This is a genomic window from Chromobacterium sp. Ag138, from assembly GCF_055181315.1.
Map to the genome: position 1 here is coordinate 2,257,345 of NZ_JBUPWA010000001.1, position 13,710 is coordinate 2,271,054.

Annotated in this window: 13 protein-coding genes, 1 riboswitch and 1 other annotated feature; of the genes, 5 read left to right on the forward strand and 8 right to left on the reverse strand. The window is 62.5% G+C overall.

The window, feature by feature from the left end:
• Nucleotides 1–524, reverse strand: a sequence feature (16S ribosomal RNA rRNA prediction is too short).
• A 470-nt stretch (nucleotides 525–994) separates the two neighbouring features.
• Both nadB and ACY3GB_RS10390 read left to right on the forward strand, forming a co-directional pair.
• Complete coding sequence (nadB, locus tag ACY3GB_RS10385; RefSeq protein ID WP_463088659.1) at nucleotides 995–2,584, forward strand: L-aspartate oxidase; 1,590 nt, start codon at nucleotides 995–997, stop codon at nucleotides 2,582–2,584.
• Between the two features lie 278 nt (nucleotides 2,585–2,862).
• Nucleotides 2,863–3,942, forward strand: coding sequence for a chitosanase (locus ACY3GB_RS10390; protein ID WP_463088660.1), 1,080 nt, complete (start codon nucleotides 2,863–2,865; stop codon nucleotides 3,940–3,942).
• A gap of 67 nt (nucleotides 3,943–4,009) precedes the next feature.
• On the opposite strand, the gene ACY3GB_RS10395 is transcribed toward ACY3GB_RS10390, so the two are convergent.
• The 3 genes from ACY3GB_RS10395 to ACY3GB_RS10405 form a co-directional block, all read right to left on the reverse strand.
• On the reverse strand, nucleotides 4,010–4,444 hold the full coding sequence (locus ACY3GB_RS10395; RefSeq protein ID WP_463088661.1) for a DUF411 domain-containing protein: 435 nt from the start codon (nucleotides 4,442–4,444) through the stop codon (nucleotides 4,010–4,012).
• A 59-nt stretch (nucleotides 4,445–4,503) separates the two neighbouring features.
• Nucleotides 4,504–4,857, reverse strand: a complete 354-nt coding sequence (locus ACY3GB_RS10400) for a hypothetical protein (protein ID WP_463088662.1) — start codon at nucleotides 4,855–4,857, stop codon at nucleotides 4,504–4,506.
• Nucleotides 4,858–4,924: 67 nt separating this feature from the next.
• Nucleotides 4,925–5,494, reverse strand: coding sequence for a histidine phosphatase family protein (locus ACY3GB_RS10405; RefSeq protein WP_463088663.1), 570 nt, complete (start codon nucleotides 5,492–5,494; stop codon nucleotides 4,925–4,927).
• A 55-nt stretch (nucleotides 5,495–5,549) separates the two neighbouring features.
• Nucleotides 5,550–5,711, forward strand: a riboswitch (adenosylcobalamin (AdoCbl) riboswitch).
• Between the two features lie 2 nt (nucleotides 5,712–5,713).
• Here ACY3GB_RS10405 and ACY3GB_RS10410 point away from each other — a divergent pair.
• Entirely contained in the window at nucleotides 5,714–5,926 is a 213-nt protein-coding gene (locus tag ACY3GB_RS10410) for a CbtB domain-containing protein (RefSeq protein ID WP_463088664.1), read from the forward strand.
• A 13-nt stretch (nucleotides 5,927–5,939) separates the two neighbouring features.
• Nucleotides 5,940–6,683 (forward strand): CbtA family protein, encoded by a 744-nt coding sequence (locus ACY3GB_RS10415; RefSeq protein WP_463088665.1) that lies wholly within the window; start codon nucleotides 5,940–5,942, stop codon nucleotides 6,681–6,683.
• A 231-nt stretch (nucleotides 6,684–6,914) separates the two neighbouring features.
• Here the strand turns inward: ACY3GB_RS10415 and ACY3GB_RS10420 are convergent, their stop codons facing one another.
• The 4 genes from ACY3GB_RS10420 to ACY3GB_RS10435 form a co-directional block, all read right to left on the reverse strand.
• The gene (locus tag ACY3GB_RS10420) at nucleotides 6,915–8,075 is read right to left on the reverse strand and encodes a chromate transporter (protein ID WP_463088666.1); all 1,161 of its coding nucleotides are present in this window, start codon (nucleotides 8,073–8,075) and stop codon (nucleotides 6,915–6,917) included.
• Entirely contained in the window at nucleotides 8,072–9,049 is a 978-nt protein-coding gene (locus ACY3GB_RS10425) for a chromate resistance protein ChrB domain-containing protein (protein WP_463088667.1), read from the reverse strand. Before ACY3GB_RS10425 ends, ACY3GB_RS10420 begins: the two co-directional genes overlap by 4 nt.
• 276 nt (nucleotides 9,050–9,325) lie before the next feature.
• On the reverse strand, nucleotides 9,326–9,721 hold the full coding sequence (locus ACY3GB_RS10430; protein WP_463088668.1) for a hypothetical protein: 396 nt from the start codon (nucleotides 9,719–9,721) through the stop codon (nucleotides 9,326–9,328).
• 586 nt (nucleotides 9,722–10,307) lie between these two features.
• The gene (locus ACY3GB_RS10435; protein WP_463088669.1) at nucleotides 10,308–11,348 is read right to left on the reverse strand and encodes a GlxA family transcriptional regulator; all 1,041 of its coding nucleotides are present in this window, start codon (nucleotides 11,346–11,348) and stop codon (nucleotides 10,308–10,310) included.
• Between the two features lie 125 nt (nucleotides 11,349–11,473).
• On the opposite strand from ACY3GB_RS10435, the gene ACY3GB_RS10440 reads away from it, so the two are divergent.
• Nucleotides 11,474–12,274 carry an alpha/beta fold hydrolase gene (locus ACY3GB_RS10440; protein WP_463088670.1) on the forward strand — a complete coding sequence of 267 codons (801 nt, stop codon included), beginning with the start codon at nucleotides 11,474–11,476 and terminating at the stop codon, nucleotides 12,272–12,274.
• Nucleotides 12,275–12,545: 271 nt separating this feature from the next.
• On the opposite strand, the gene aguA is transcribed toward ACY3GB_RS10440, so the two are convergent.
• Nucleotides 12,546–13,652, reverse strand: a complete 1,107-nt coding sequence (aguA, locus tag ACY3GB_RS10445; protein ID WP_463088671.1) for an agmatine deiminase — start codon at nucleotides 13,650–13,652, stop codon at nucleotides 12,546–12,548.
• Nucleotides 13,653–13,710 lie beyond the last annotated feature (58 nt).

Below are 13,710 nucleotides of genomic sequence, written 5' to 3' on the forward strand. Positions count from 1 at the left end.
ACGTATTACCGCGGCTGCTGGCACGTAGTTAGCCGGTGCTTATTCTTCCGGTACTGTCATCCCCGCCAGGTATTAACCAGCGGGATTTCCTCCCGAACAAAAGTCCTTTACAACCCGAAGGCCTTCTTCAGACACGCGGCATGGCTGGATCAGGCTTGCGCCCATTGTCCAAAATTCCCCACTGCTGCCTCCCGTAGGAGTCTGGGCCGTGTCTCAGTCCCAGTGTGGCGGATCATCCTCTCAGACCCGCTACTGATCGTCGCCTTGGTGAGCTCTTACCTCACCAACTAGCTAATCAGACGTCGGCTGCTCGTATAACGTGAGGCCTTACGGTCCCCCACTTTCCCCCTCAGGGCGTATGCGGTATTAATCCGGCTTTCGCCGAGCTATCCCCCATTACACGGTACATTCCGACGCATTACTCACCCGTTCGCCACTCGTCAGCGGTGCAAGCACCCTGCTACCGTTCGACTTGCATGTGTAAAGCATGCCGCCAGCGTTCAATCTGAGCCAGGATCAAACTCTTCAGTTCAATCTCAAGCAAATTTTCTGGCACGCAAGTTCAAAGAAATAAACAAGTATCTCTTGTCTCTTGCAGTGCAAGTGTTCGGCTTTCGCCAAGCACTTACACCTATCGGTTATTCGTTCTGTTAAAGAGCAGTGCCATCCGCTGCGTCGTCATCACCGGAACCGTTTCGTTTCCGCTGTTTCGTTCGCTGCGTCAGCTGAGGAGGCGAACTATACGCCCGGGCCCCACCTCCGTCAACACCTTTTGCGAGAAAAATGAACTTTCTTCGAGAAAAACACGCAAGATGCTGATTTACAAGGAAAGGGGCCTGAAGAAATTTCAGGTCTACCCCATTGCGGCAAGAAAACTGCCACAGTCGAACCTGGCGGACGGCCGGAAATGCGGCGGCAGCTACGCGCCGCCAGGCGATTCTGCTACGCTCCCATGCGTTTGGCACGCGATGTGCCTGCCGTGGACACTCTATATATGCTCAAATTCGATGTTCTGATTATCGGCAGCGGCCTGGCCGGCATGACGCTGGCGCTGCACCTGGCGGAAACGCGCAAGGTGGGCTTGATCACCAAACGCGATCTGCTGGAAGGCAGTTCCACCTATGCCCAAGGCGGCATCGCCGCCGTGCTGGATACCGATGACTCGGTGGAGGATCACATCCGCGACACGCTGATCGCCGGGGCCGGGCTGTGCAATGAAGACACCACCCGCTTCATCGTCGAGCACTCCAAGGAGGCGATCGACTGGCTGATCGAGCTGGGCGTGCCTTTCACCCGCGACGACGAGCACCAGACCGGCTACCACCTGACGCGCGAAGGCGGCCACAGCCACCGCCGCATCATCCACGCCGCCGACGCCACCGGCGCCGCGGTGACCACCACGCTGGGCCAGAAGATCAAGGCGCATCCGAACATCACCGAGCTGGAACACTATATAGCGATAGACCTGATCACTTCACAGAAGCTGGGCCAGGACGGCAAGCGCGCCTACGGCGTATACGCGCTGGACAAGAACAGCGACGAAGTCGTCACCATCGCCGCCCAGCACACCATCCTGGCATCCGGCGGCGCGGGGAAGGTCTACCTCTATACCACCAATCCGGACACCGCCACCGGCGATGGCATCGCGATGGGCTGGCGCGCCGGCTGCCGTGTCGGCAACATGGAATTCATGCAGTTCCATCCGACCTGCCTGTACCACCCGCACTCCAAGTCGTTCTTAATCACCGAAGCCGTGCGCGGCGAAGGCGGCATTCTGAAGCTGCCGGACGGCACCCGCTTCATGCCGCAGCACGACCCCCGCGGCGAGCTGGCCCCGCGCGACGTGGTGGCCCGCGCCATCGACTTCGAAATGAAGAAGCACGGCCTGGACTGCGTCTACCTGGACATCTCCTACAAGCCGGCGCAATTCATCAAGGAACACTTCCCCAATATCTACGCCCACTGCCTGGAGTTGGGCATAGACATCACCCAGCAGCCGATACCGGTGGTGCCGGCGGTGCACTTCACCTGCGGCGGCATCGTCACCGACCTGGCCGGCCGCACCGACGTGGCCGGACTGTACGCGGTGGGCGAAGTGGCCCACACCGGCCTGCACGGCGCCAACCGCCTGGCCAGCAACTCGCTGCTGGAGTGCCTGGTGATAGGCAAGGCGGCGGCGGCCGACATCCAGGCGCAGGACGCCATCAAATTGCCGGCGATTCCGGCCTGGGACGACAGCCGCGTCACCGACCCGGATGAAGAAGTGGTGATCTCGCACAACTGGGAAGAGCTGCGCCGCGCGATGTGGGACTATGTCGGCATCGTCCGCACCAACAAGCGGCTGGAGCGCGCGCTGCACCGCATCGACCTGCTCAGAGGCGAGATCGACGAGTATTACAGCAACTTCCACGTCAGCAATGACCTGATCGAGCTGCGCAATCTGGTGCAAACCGCCGAGCTGATCGTCCGCTCCGCGCTGCTGCGCAAGGAAAGCCGCGGCTTGCATTACAGCCGCGACTATCCGGACCTGCTGCCCGAGGCGGCGGAAACCGTGCTGGCGCCGGACGCCCCGCGCGGCGGCTGATCTTCCCCGCGCCGCGCCAAAGCCGCCAACAGGCGACTTTTTTCATGCCCCTCAAACTCGTATAGACATCAAAACAACACAATGGCATTTATATTAAATATAAATAACTCATATTGAGTTATTCAAGCTTATCATGAGCCCGCGCGCAACCCGCTGCATGCCGTCGCGCAAGGCGCCTGCGCCATCGAACCAAGCCGGCTGCGCGCGCCGCGCATCGTTTCAGCTGTTTCATCAGGAAGCATCTCTTAGGCAATGCCACCTAAACAGGGAGAAAATCCATGGAATACGCAGCAAAACGCCTTTCCTTCCCATCCGCCGTCCTGGCCGGACTGGTCCTCCTCGCCACCGGCTCCGCGGCCGCCCAGGGTTCCACCGCAGGCAGCGCCGAGAAACAGGCAAGCCGCCTGCCCGACTGCGCCGCCGCCTGGAGCTCCGCCACGCCCTATGCGGCCGGCAGCGTCGCCAGCCGCGGCGGCGTCAACTACGCCGCCGCCTTCTGGACCCAAGGCAACGCGCCGGAACTGGGCCAGGCCTGGCAAGCCGGCAAGCGCTGTCGTCCCGCGGGCCAGGCCAAGGCCGCCGACCACGACGCCAACTTCCCGCCCAACACGCTGAAATTCCTGAAGGCCAACACCGGCCTGGACGGCGAGCAGTGGGACAACATCATGAAACTGGTGAACAAGCCGGAGCAGGACTCGCTGGAATGGACCAAGTTCTACGGTTACTGCGAGGACATCAAAGACAAGCGCGGCTACACGATAGGGATTTTCGGCGCCACCACCGGCGGCCCCAATGACGAAGGTCCGGATGGCCCGACGCTGTTCAAGGAGTTCGACGCCTCCAGCGGCGCATCCAATCCGTCCATCGCCGGCGGCCTGGCACGCGCCGGCGTGCATGGCAGCATGCAGGGCAAGATCCTGAAGATCAGCGACAGCGCCAAGGTGTTCTGCGACAAGATAGGCGGCCTGCAAAACAATCCCGCCTGGCGCGACGCGATGTGGAACACCTTCTACAAGGTGTATATCCAGTACAGCGTGCAGCAGGCCCGCCAGCGCGGCTTCTCCAGCGCGCTGACCATAGGCTCCTTCGTCGACACCGCGCTGAACCAAGGCGCCACCGGCGATTCCGGCTCGCTGCAGGGGCTGCTGTCCCGCTCCGGCAACAGCGGCGACGAGAAAACCTTCATGACCGCCTTCTACGCCCAGCGCAGCAAGATCGTCGACACCAATCATTACAACCAGCCGCCGAATGGCAAGAACCGCGTCAAGCAATGGAGCACGCTGCTGAACCAGGGCGAGACCGATCTGAAAAACGCCGACGCCGCAGTGCTAAAAGTGACCGATTGGGAAATGAAGTAAGCCGCCCAACGCCAGACCAAACCGCGCGCGCCTTCTCAGCTGGCGCGCGCGGTTTTCGTTTCAACGCTTAGAAGCGGCCGTACAGCACGCCGGTCTTCTGATCCGCCGACATGGCGTACACCGGCAGCGTGCCGGGCGTGGTCTCGCCCATGCCGGGCGAATTCAACGGCATGCCAGGCACGGCGATGCCGATCAGCTTGCTGTTGCCGGCCAACAGCCGCTTGATGGCGGCCGCCGGGACATGGCCTTCCACCACGTAGCGGCCAACCTTGGCGGTATGGCAGCTGCCCATGCCAGGCGTCACGCCGAGCTGGCTCTTCACCTGCTGCATATCGTCGCGGTTGACGGCGGCAACGGCAAAGCCGTTCTGTTTCAGATAAGCGATATCAGCCTCGCAGCAGCCGCAGCTCGGGCTCTTGTAGACGGTGGCGGGAACGGCGGCCAACGCGGATGCGCTGGCGGCGGCCAAAACGGCCGCAAACAGAAAATGACGCAAGGACATGATGTCCTCCTTTAGATGGATGTCCAGATCGATCGCGCGCGGCCGCGCGCGGGAAAATGTCAGATCCGGGCAAACTCGGGAGGACGCAGAGGCGGCGGCAAGACCGGGCCCGGAAGCAGGACCGGACGCGCCGCGTTCCTCACGCCGCCGCAAGCCAGAACGGCCACGCCGGGCAAAGACGCCTCGATGAACAACGGCAGGCAGGCCTGGGCACAGGCGGTCGAAGCGCAAGCGCCCGCGTCATGCATCGCCGCATGCTTCGCGGCTGGCTTGACCGCCATCCCGGCACAATCACGCGACGCGCTCATCGCCGCGCACGCCTCGGATGGCAACAAGCCCGTCAACGGCGCATGCGCCGCCGCCATCCCGAAAAGGGACAGCTGCAGCACGAGCAGCAACAGGGCGCGGCGCAAGATTCTCATTCAAGGACGATACCATGCCGGACCGCGCGGCAAGCGCACACAGATCAAATCCGTCCCATCATGCGGAATCATCGCCCCCCAGGCGCAAGCGCCACAGATCCTGCTGCCGGGACAGTTCGATCCGGGCCAGCGGCGCGACGTCGATCTGCCGATACGCCTGCGGCGGCAAGCGCAACGCCCGCAACAGAATCGCCTTGATGGCGCTGGCATGGGCGATGACCAGGGCGTGGCCGGCCGGCCAGCGAAAATGCTCGAACCAATGGCCGACGCGCTCGACCATCGCCAGCAGCGACTCCCCCTCCGGCGCCGGACATCCCGGGTCAGACAGCCATGCGCTCAAGGCCTCCGGCTCCGCCGTCGCGATCGCTTTCAGCGACAGGCCGCGCCAACGGCCATGATCCACCTCCCGCAACGCCATGGCCTCCTCTGCCGCGCGGCCCAGCGCGTCGGCGGTCTGTCGGGCGCATCGTTCCGGACTGTGCAGCGCCAGCTCGGCCAGCGCCAGCGAACCGGCCAGGCGCGCCGCCCGTTCCAGCGCTTCCGGCTCCAGCGGATCGTCCGCCGGAAAATGGCCGGCGCGCAGCGCGCGGCTCGCCGGCACGCACAGCAGGGTGATACGGCTCGTCATGCTCTTGGCTCTCCGTCAAAACGTCCTGAAGTTCTTTGACATTTTTTCTTGGCTCTCTAGAATCCACATCGTCTCGATGCGAGGAAGCCGGTGCGAATCCGGCACGGTCGCGCCACTGTGTATCAGCCTGATCCGCCATGCGGACAGGCATGAAAAGTCAGGCCTTCGCATCCAGCCAACCATCCGTTTCAGGACGCGTCATCCTCAAGGAGATATCTCATGCATGCAAGCCCCGTCATGGCGCCGGCGATCCAGCCCGTGTCCCTCCCCATTCGCGAACTGCTGCCCTGGGCAGTCTTCGGCAGCATTCTGATGCTGCTGGCGATCTACTTCGTCGGCGTGGAGGAAGGTGCCGCCGCCATCTTCAACAGCATGTACGTGCACGAGTTCGTCCACGACGGCCGCCACCTGCTCGGCTTTCCCTGCCACTAAGGAGGCGCCGGACATGGTGAGAAGTCTTTTGATCCGCGGCATGATCGCGGGCTTTCTGGCCAGCTTGCTGGCTTTCGGTTTTGCCAAGATCGTCGGCGAGCCTCAGGTCGAGGGCGCGATCGCCTTCGAGGAAAAAATGGAAATGGCGAAAAGCGGCGGACACCAGCACGACGAAACGCCTGAACTGGTCAGCCGCGGCGTCCAGTCCGGCATCGGCCTGTTCGTCGGGGTCGGCGTGTTCGGCACCGCCGTGGGCGGCTTGTTCGCGCTGGCGTTCGCCTTCGCCTACGGCCGCATCGGCGCGCTGCGCGCCCGCGCGCTGTCGGCGCTGATGGCCCTGCTGGGCTTCATCTCGTTCGCGCTGGTGCCCTTCCTCAAGTACCCGCCCAATCCGCCGGCGGTGGGCGATCCCGGCACCATAGGCTCCCGCACCGCGCTGTTCTTCGCGATGATAGCCGTGTCGCTGGCGGCGCTCGCCATCGCGGTGCTCCTGGCCCGCAAGCTGATCGCCCGCTTCGGGGCCTGGGACGCGACGCTGATCGCCGGCGCGGCCTTCATCGCGCTGGTGATCGTCGCCCAGGCGCTGTTGCCCGAGGTGAACGAGATCCCCGAGCAATTCTCCGCCGTGCTGCTGTGGCGCTTCCGGATGGCTTCCTTCGGCATCCAGGCGATACTGTGGGCAGGGCTGGGCGTGGCATTCGGCAGCCTGGTGGAACGGCTGCTGGAGGATCGGCGCGACGCTTTCCAGATCAACTGAGCGAACAACCCTCGCATGCGCCCTCGCCCTGGCGGGGGTGTTTCATTTTCGGCGGATGGACAGAACACATCTCGCCGTCGGCGCGGATGGCGGCCGGCATCGACTGGCCATCCTTCCTTAACGCTTGTTGCGCGCGGCCTATCGCCTGGTCCTGCATATGCCGATCCTGGGCCAAGCTCGGCATTCCGCCGAATGCGATACCCAAGACAGGGGCAATCGCAGCCGATTACCTCAAAAATGATGCGTCAGCGGAAAGAGCGCGACGCCAAGCAGCGCCGCGCCGGCGACAATCACCGGCTCCGGCAGCTTCTTCAGTTTCCATAACAAAGCCGCGGCCGCAAGCGCCAGCAGCGCGGTAGGCAGATCCGTGAGCGAGCGCTGCGCCAGCACCGCCACCGAGCCGGCGATGGCGCCGATCGCCGCCGCGGTGATGCCGTCTACGAAAGCGACCAGCCCCGGCCGCTTGCCGTGCTTCTTGAAATGCGGCGCGGCCAGCACCGTGATCAGATAGCACGGCAGAAAGGTGGCCAGCGCCGCCAGGCAGGCGCCGGGCAAGCCCGCCACCAGGTAGCCGATGAAGCCGGTGGTGATCACCACCGGCCCCGGCGTGATCATGGCTACCGCCACCGCGTCGACGAATTGTTTGTCGGTCAGCCAGTGATGCTCGGTGACGATGCCGCCATACAGAAACGGCACGATGGCGAGGCCGGAGCCAAAGACGAAGGCGCCGGCCTTGGCGAAAAACACGGTCAGCTGCAGCAGCAAGCCCGGATCGGAGATGGCCGGCAATAAGGGCAGCGGCAGCGCCGCGCCCAGCGTGCCGGACGATGGCCGCGGCCGGCAGCGCGCCAGCCAAACCAGCACGCCGGCGGCAATGAACAGCCAGGCGATCTCCGACTGGGTGATGATGGTTAGCAAGGCCAATGCGGCGAAGACGGCCCACAGCAAGCGGTCGTTTTTCAGGTTCTTGGTGGCCAGCTTATGCGCGCTGATCGCCATGATGCCGATCACCGCGGCGCCCACGCCATAGAACACCGCCTGCATCCAGGGCAGGCCGCCAAAGGCCTGGTAGGCCCAGCCCAGCGCCAGCACCATCAGGAAAGACGGCAGCACGAAGGCGAAGCCCGCCGCGGTGGCGCCCAACACGCGGTAATGAACATAGCCCAGATAGATCGCCAACTGGGCCGCCAGCGGCCCCGGCGCGATCTGCGCCAACGCGAGCCCCTCCTTGTAATCGGCCTCGGTGATCCAGCCGCGCCGCTCGACCAGGTCGCGGTGCATATAGCCGACCAGCGCGACCGGGCCGCCAAAGCCCAGCGCGCCCAGCCGCAGGAAGTAGCGCGTCAGCTGCCACAGCTTGTACTTGGCCGGGGCGATGGGGGACGCTGTCATGATTCGGCTCCTGAGAGGGCCAACCTGGCGCCGGCTGGCGTGAAATGGGCGTACAGCGAGTCCAGCGCCTGCGAAATCTCGGCCAACAGCTGATCGTCATCCGCCAGGCGTTGGCGCGCGCCGCCCAGCATGGCTTCGAAGCCGGCGGCTTCCGGCACGATGACGCCGCCGACATCGAGCGCGTGCACCATCGCGCCCAATCGGAGCAACCCGCCATTCCGCTCCAGCCCGAAACTGGCCAGCAACGTTTCGTAGGTGACCCGCTCGCCGACATGCGTGAAGGCCGCGCCGTCGAAATCGAAACCCAGCGCGTCAGATGGGCAGTCGCGGATATCTGTCAGCCAGAGGAAGCGAGCCGCCGGATCGATGAAGCGCTGGATCAGCCAAGCCGAAGCGACGCGATCCACCCAGGGCCGGGCGCGCGTCGCCCAGATCCGCCCCTGGTATGCGGCGCGGTCCAGCCGTTCGATCCCGCCATCCGCCGGCAATGGCTCGCCGGGGGAGTAGTGCCTGGCCAGCTGGCGTTCGGCGTCATTGCAACGCTGGCGCGCCCGCGCTAGCGGCTCCCCGGGGAAATAGTCGGTTGACGCGATGGCCTCCAGTTCCTTGCGCAGCTGGCGCAAGCCGCGCCGCGCTTCGCTTTCCGATTCCGGCAGCGCCGCCAGCAAAGCCGTCTGCGCCAGCGTCCACCGCGCATAGGCGTCGCTGCGGTCAAACAGCGCCCGCCACTCCGCCTGCCGCTCGGGCGCCTCCTCCCGCACGCGCAAGACATGCGCGCTGCCGCCGGCGGCGATCAGTTCCTCGCGCAGATTGTCCAGCTGCAGCCGCAACTCCGCCCGATCCGGCAACAAGTAGGCGCCATCGGCCAGCGCCGCCGCGCCCAGCGCGCGCAACTGGCGCCACAACCTGACTCGCGGATTGCTGTTGCCGCCGCGGATGCTGGCGATCAGCACCAGCCATTCGAATGCGCCCATACCACCTCCTTGAAATTAAGATTACATAATTTGCAATCAAGGTGATATACATTCTGATGCGGAGCTTATTTCAAACAACGAGATCCTCGTTGCAATCGGTATGAATCGGCTCCTGCTAGATAGGCTTTTAGTATCAGCTCTTCTGAAGACCAATGACTGCTTACCAATCGACCACAGTCATTTACGCCCCCTCTCCCTGACGATCACCAGGGCCGAACAGCAGCCTTGCGCAGTCCAATCACCTCTCAGATCAGCATTGGGAGATGTCATGAGATTTCAATTACCTCCTAGAATATCAATTTGGCCATCGTCTTTTATCAAAAACTTAAAATACTTTCTTGGCACCTGTCGATCCGACAAACATTCTGCATTGCCAGACAAGTTGTATATGGTGTTCTTCTTGATTTTGATATTTAGCAATACTTCAAGAGGGATAAACGTATTCTGTTTGAAAATGGGGCCGTGACCAAGAGCCTCAGAGTAGATCAAGCTCGCCAGAATTTCCCCATTCTCGCTTTCAATATAAAATGCGTCATAGCGACAATCTTTTAAAAAAAGAAGCGACGGCCGACCATCATCAACTATCAACTTCGCCACTTTCTTTTCAGATGCAATGCAGGACGCGCCCACCATAACAAGAACAATCAAAGCTATAAAAAAAGCCTTTCTCATTTAATTCCCCTCTGCGTCCTTAAATTTCAAAGCTAGCCCATCTCAGAAAACAGCACGGACACGAACACATCATACTGCGCAAAATGGAAAGGATAAGCTGACTGCCCTTGGGAGCCATAAGCTGGCCACAGACAAAACCGCACTCAGGCTCCATTTCTAGCCTGCCCGCTTAAGCGACTCAACTTCGCCATCTACGGTAGCTTGGTCAACTCCCGGTTAAAACATTAGTCTTAGCCTTCAGTCCCGCCTGATAGTCCCTATCCAATTTTTCAGTGGACTGCCCTTGCAGTAACAACACCTGGCGTTGTTTTGCAAAATACTGGTTCCGCGTGGTCATCTATTCTTTTTGCTGCGCCAATATTCGGCCATTGGCACGCTAGAGCTTGCGTGGCGCAAGTCGGAATAGCACTTTTCATGCCGCCCCGCGGTTGGGATGCGGCCAGAACCTGAATTCGCCGGAATCCACAGGAACCATCAGGCGATCCGACGGTGAGCCAGGCCAAGGGAACGCGTTGGCAAGGGTGAACGCGCGATTGGATGCAGTCCCATCCGTCTTGTCCCGGCTGGGAAACGGCGGTATCAGCGGCTACTCGGCGCTGGCCATCCGCCTTGCGGCGGCCGAAGCCGCGCCCCGTCCACTCGACCAGCGCTTGTAATCGGCCGGCGTCATCCCGGTGAGCTGGATGAAGGCGCGCCGGAACGCGGTTTCCTCGCTGTAGCCGCAATTGAGCGCCACTTGCTTGACGCTGGCTCCCGGCGTTTCCAGCAGCACGCAGGCGGTTTCTATCCTGACCCGGGTGATGAAGCCCTTGGGCGATTCGTTGGTCAGCCCCTTCAGCCGCCGGTGCAGGGTCCTGTCGCTCAGATTCAGGGCTTTGGCCAGCCCTTCGGCAGTCAGCCCGGGATTGGCATGGCGGATGATCTGCTCCGCCTGCAGCAGCAAGGGATCGGTCGCGTTGATGAATCCCCTGGGGGCGTAAACCAGCTGCTGCAGCGGCAGGCTGTCGGCCACCGACACATCGGCCGCCAGTTTGGCGACGTCGGCGCCCGCCAGGTTTCTGATCATATGCAGCGCCAGATCGACCCAGGATAGCGGCCCCCCGGTGGTGGTGATCCCATCCTGCTGCTCCACTGCGGTTCCCCATACCAGGCGCGCTTTCGGAAAGCGTTGCTTGAAGGCATGGTGCAGCCACCACGTGGTGGTGCAGCGCCGGCCATTCAGCAAGCCGGCCTCGCCCAGCACAAAGGTTCCGGCGCACGCCGCGCCAATCTGAACGCCTCGGCGATGGCTGTCCCGCAGCCAATCTGCCGCCCGCCTGACAGAGCCGGATAGCGGCGGCAAACCGTCCGGCCCCAGGGCCATGCCGGTAGCCAGGGCGGCATCGCACTGGCTCAAATCAAGAAATGATCCATCGACCGGAATCAGCCTGCCCTGCGGATCGCGCATGGCTTTGCCGTCCGCGCTGACGATTGCCGTTTCAAATGCCACGTTCGTTTGCTGCCAGAGTCCCGGCGCCGATCCTTCCGGCGGCGCGCGCAATGCCTGATTTGTGATCCAGAACAGATCGGCCAAGCCGGTAATGGCAGACAGCAAGCTGCCATCGACGGCAACGATTGCAATGCGCACGGCGTGCTCCTCAAGCTCGGGCGGAGATTGGCGGATTTTGCATGAACAATGTCCATTTTGCCATCTAATAGCATCGCCAGGGTCGGTATAGACTAGGTCCGGTCAATACAACAAGGCGCTACCACATGAAATTTCCTGCAAACATTCGTCGCCCCGGCAAATGGCTGGACCGCTTGGCTGCCGCTGTAGGGGTGATATTGCTGTGCGCCGGCGGCCAGTCCATGGCGGCGTCGGCTCTCCCAACCGTGCGCAATATCGTGCTGGTGCATGGCGCATTCGCCGACGGCTCCAGCTGGGCGCCGGTGATTACCAGGCTGCAGGCCATGGGCTACCACGTCACTGCCGTACAGAACCCGATGACCTCATTGGCCGACGACGTCGTGGCGACCGAACGCGTGCTGCGCCGGCAATCCGGCGACGTGGTGCTGGTGGGCCATTCCTGGGCCGGAGCGGTGATCACCCAGGCGGGCAATGCCGCCAATGTACGAGGCCTTGTCTATCTCTCCGCGCTGGTGCCGGATAGCGGCGAGTCGGTGGCGGATCTGCTGCAGCGGCTCAATGCCCCCATGAGCGGCCTGGCGCCGGATTCGGAAGGCCTGATCTGGCTGGATGACCCCCAGCAGTTTCATCGGATCATGGCGGCGGATGTGCCGTGGAAAAAGGTGCGCGAACTCGCATCCATCCAGCAGCCCATCGCGGCAGCCAGCTTTGCCGGAAAGGTGCAGCACGCGGCCTGGCATGACAAGCCCAGCTGGTATCTGCAGACGGAAAGCGACCAGGCCCTGCGGCCTGCCGTGCAGCACGCCATTTCGACGCAAATCGGCGCCAAGGTCAGCACCGTTCGCTCCAGCCACATGTCCATGCTTTCCCATCCGGATGCGGTGGCCAACTTGATCGACCAGGCCGCAAGGCAGGCCAAACCATGATTCCGCCATGCATCGTTGCAGCAACCGGCGCATCCGTCAAAGCGAGGCTGAAATGAACAGCCAGCATATCGACCCCAGCATCCTGGCCAGCCAGTTGGTCAAGCGCCTGGCAGCCGCCCACGATCTGGTCAATCGGCGCGTCCACATGCGATCGGCACCATATGCTGGCCGCACTTGGGAACCATAAGCTGGCCGCACGCAACACTCTGCACGAGCTCGGCTCATGGCAAACAGAAACGGCGGGCATTCACCCGCCGTGTACGATAGCGCCTCAGCTAGCCTTGCCTGCCGGGATCTGCTGGGTGATGCAGTGGATATTGCCGCCGCCAAGCAGCACCTCGCGCGCCGGGACGCCGACAATTCGGTACTCGGGGAAGATCTCCTGTAAGCGGCTGGCTGCCGCGGCATCGGTACGCTCATCCAGCAGCGGGAAAATAATCTGTCCGTTGCTGATCAGGAAATTGACATAAGAAGCGGCCATGCGCTCGCCAACCTCGCGCGGCACGGCCTGCCCGCTAGCCACCACGCCAGCCGTTTCATCCTGCTCATAGAACAAGGGGCCCGGAGCCAGCATCTTGTGGATCTTGAGCTGGCGGCCCTTGGCGTCGCGCGCTTGGGACAGCACTTCGTAAGCGGCCTGCGAACGCGGATACTGCGGATCCTGCTCATCGTCGACCCAGTGCAGCACAACCTCGCCAGGACGGGCAAAGCAGCACATATTGTCGATGTGGCCGTCGGTTTCATCCATGAACACGCCTTCCGGCAGCCAGATGAAGTGCGTCACATCCAGATACTGGGAAAGCAAGGCCTCAATCTGGGCTTTGGACAAATCCGGATTGCGATTGGGATTGAGCAGGCATTCCGCGGTGGTGAGCAGCGTACCTTCGCCGTCGACATGAATCGAGCCGCCTTCCAGCACCAGCGGGGCTGCGTAGCGATCAAAGCCATGGTGGGCCAACACCTGGCCCGCAACTTCGCTATCCTGATCCCAGGGATGGTACAGCCCGCCATTGAGGCCGCCCCAGGCATTGAACTTCCAGTCCACGCCGCGCAGATGGCCCGCCTGATCGATCACCATGGTCGGGCCGCTGTCGCGCATCCAGCAGTCATCGCTATTCATGGCGACCAGGGTGACTTCGGCCGGCATGACTGCGCGCGCCTGTGGCATGAACGGCTCCGGCACAGCCATGAACACAGGCGTGGCCGCCGAAATGGCCTTGGCGATGGCCGCAAAGGCCTGTTGCGCCTCGCGTCCGGCATGGCGCCAGTTATCCGGGCGCTGCGGCCAGATCATCCATACCGCCTGATGCTCAGCCCACTCGGCCGGCATGTGGAAACCATCGGCGGCAGGTAGACTATTGTGCGTTTTATTGTTCATTTGGATCACCATCGGCTTGATAAATGCCATCAGAAGTATTCAATAGATCGCGCATTTG

Coding starts and splice junctions, on each gene's coding strand:
- nadB (WP_463088659.1), top strand. CDS start 995: ATGCTCAAATTCGATGTTCTGATTATCGGCAGCGGCCTGGCCGGCATG.
- ACY3GB_RS10390 (WP_463088660.1), top strand. CDS start 2,863: ATGGAATACGCAGCAAAACGCCTTTCCTTCCCATCCGCCGTCCTGGCC.
- ACY3GB_RS10395 (WP_463088661.1), bottom strand. CDS start 4,444: ATGTCCTTGCGTCATTTTCTGTTTGCGGCCGTTTTGGCCGCCGCCAGC.
- ACY3GB_RS10405 (WP_463088663.1), bottom strand. CDS start 5,494: ATGACGAGCCGTATCACCCTGCTGTGCGTGCCGGCGAGCCGCGCGCTG.
- ACY3GB_RS10410 (WP_463088664.1), top strand. CDS start 5,714: ATGCATGCAAGCCCCGTCATGGCGCCGGCGATCCAGCCCGTGTCCCTC.
- ACY3GB_RS10415 (WP_463088665.1), top strand. CDS start 5,940: ATGGTGAGAAGTCTTTTGATCCGCGGCATGATCGCGGGCTTTCTGGCC.
- ACY3GB_RS10420 (WP_463088666.1), bottom strand. CDS start 8,075: ATGACAGCGTCCCCCATCGCCCCGGCCAAGTACAAGCTGTGGCAGCTG.
- ACY3GB_RS10425 (WP_463088667.1), bottom strand. CDS start 9,049: ATGGGCGCATTCGAATGGCTGGTGCTGATCGCCAGCATCCGCGGCGGC.
- ACY3GB_RS10430 (WP_463088668.1), bottom strand. CDS start 9,721: ATGAGAAAGGCTTTTTTTATAGCTTTGATTGTTCTTGTTATGGTGGGC.
- ACY3GB_RS10440 (WP_463088670.1), top strand. CDS start 11,474: ATGAAATTTCCTGCAAACATTCGTCGCCCCGGCAAATGGCTGGACCGC.
- aguA (WP_463088671.1), bottom strand. CDS start 13,652: ATGAACAATAAAACGCACAATAGTCTACCTGCCGCCGATGGTTTCCAC.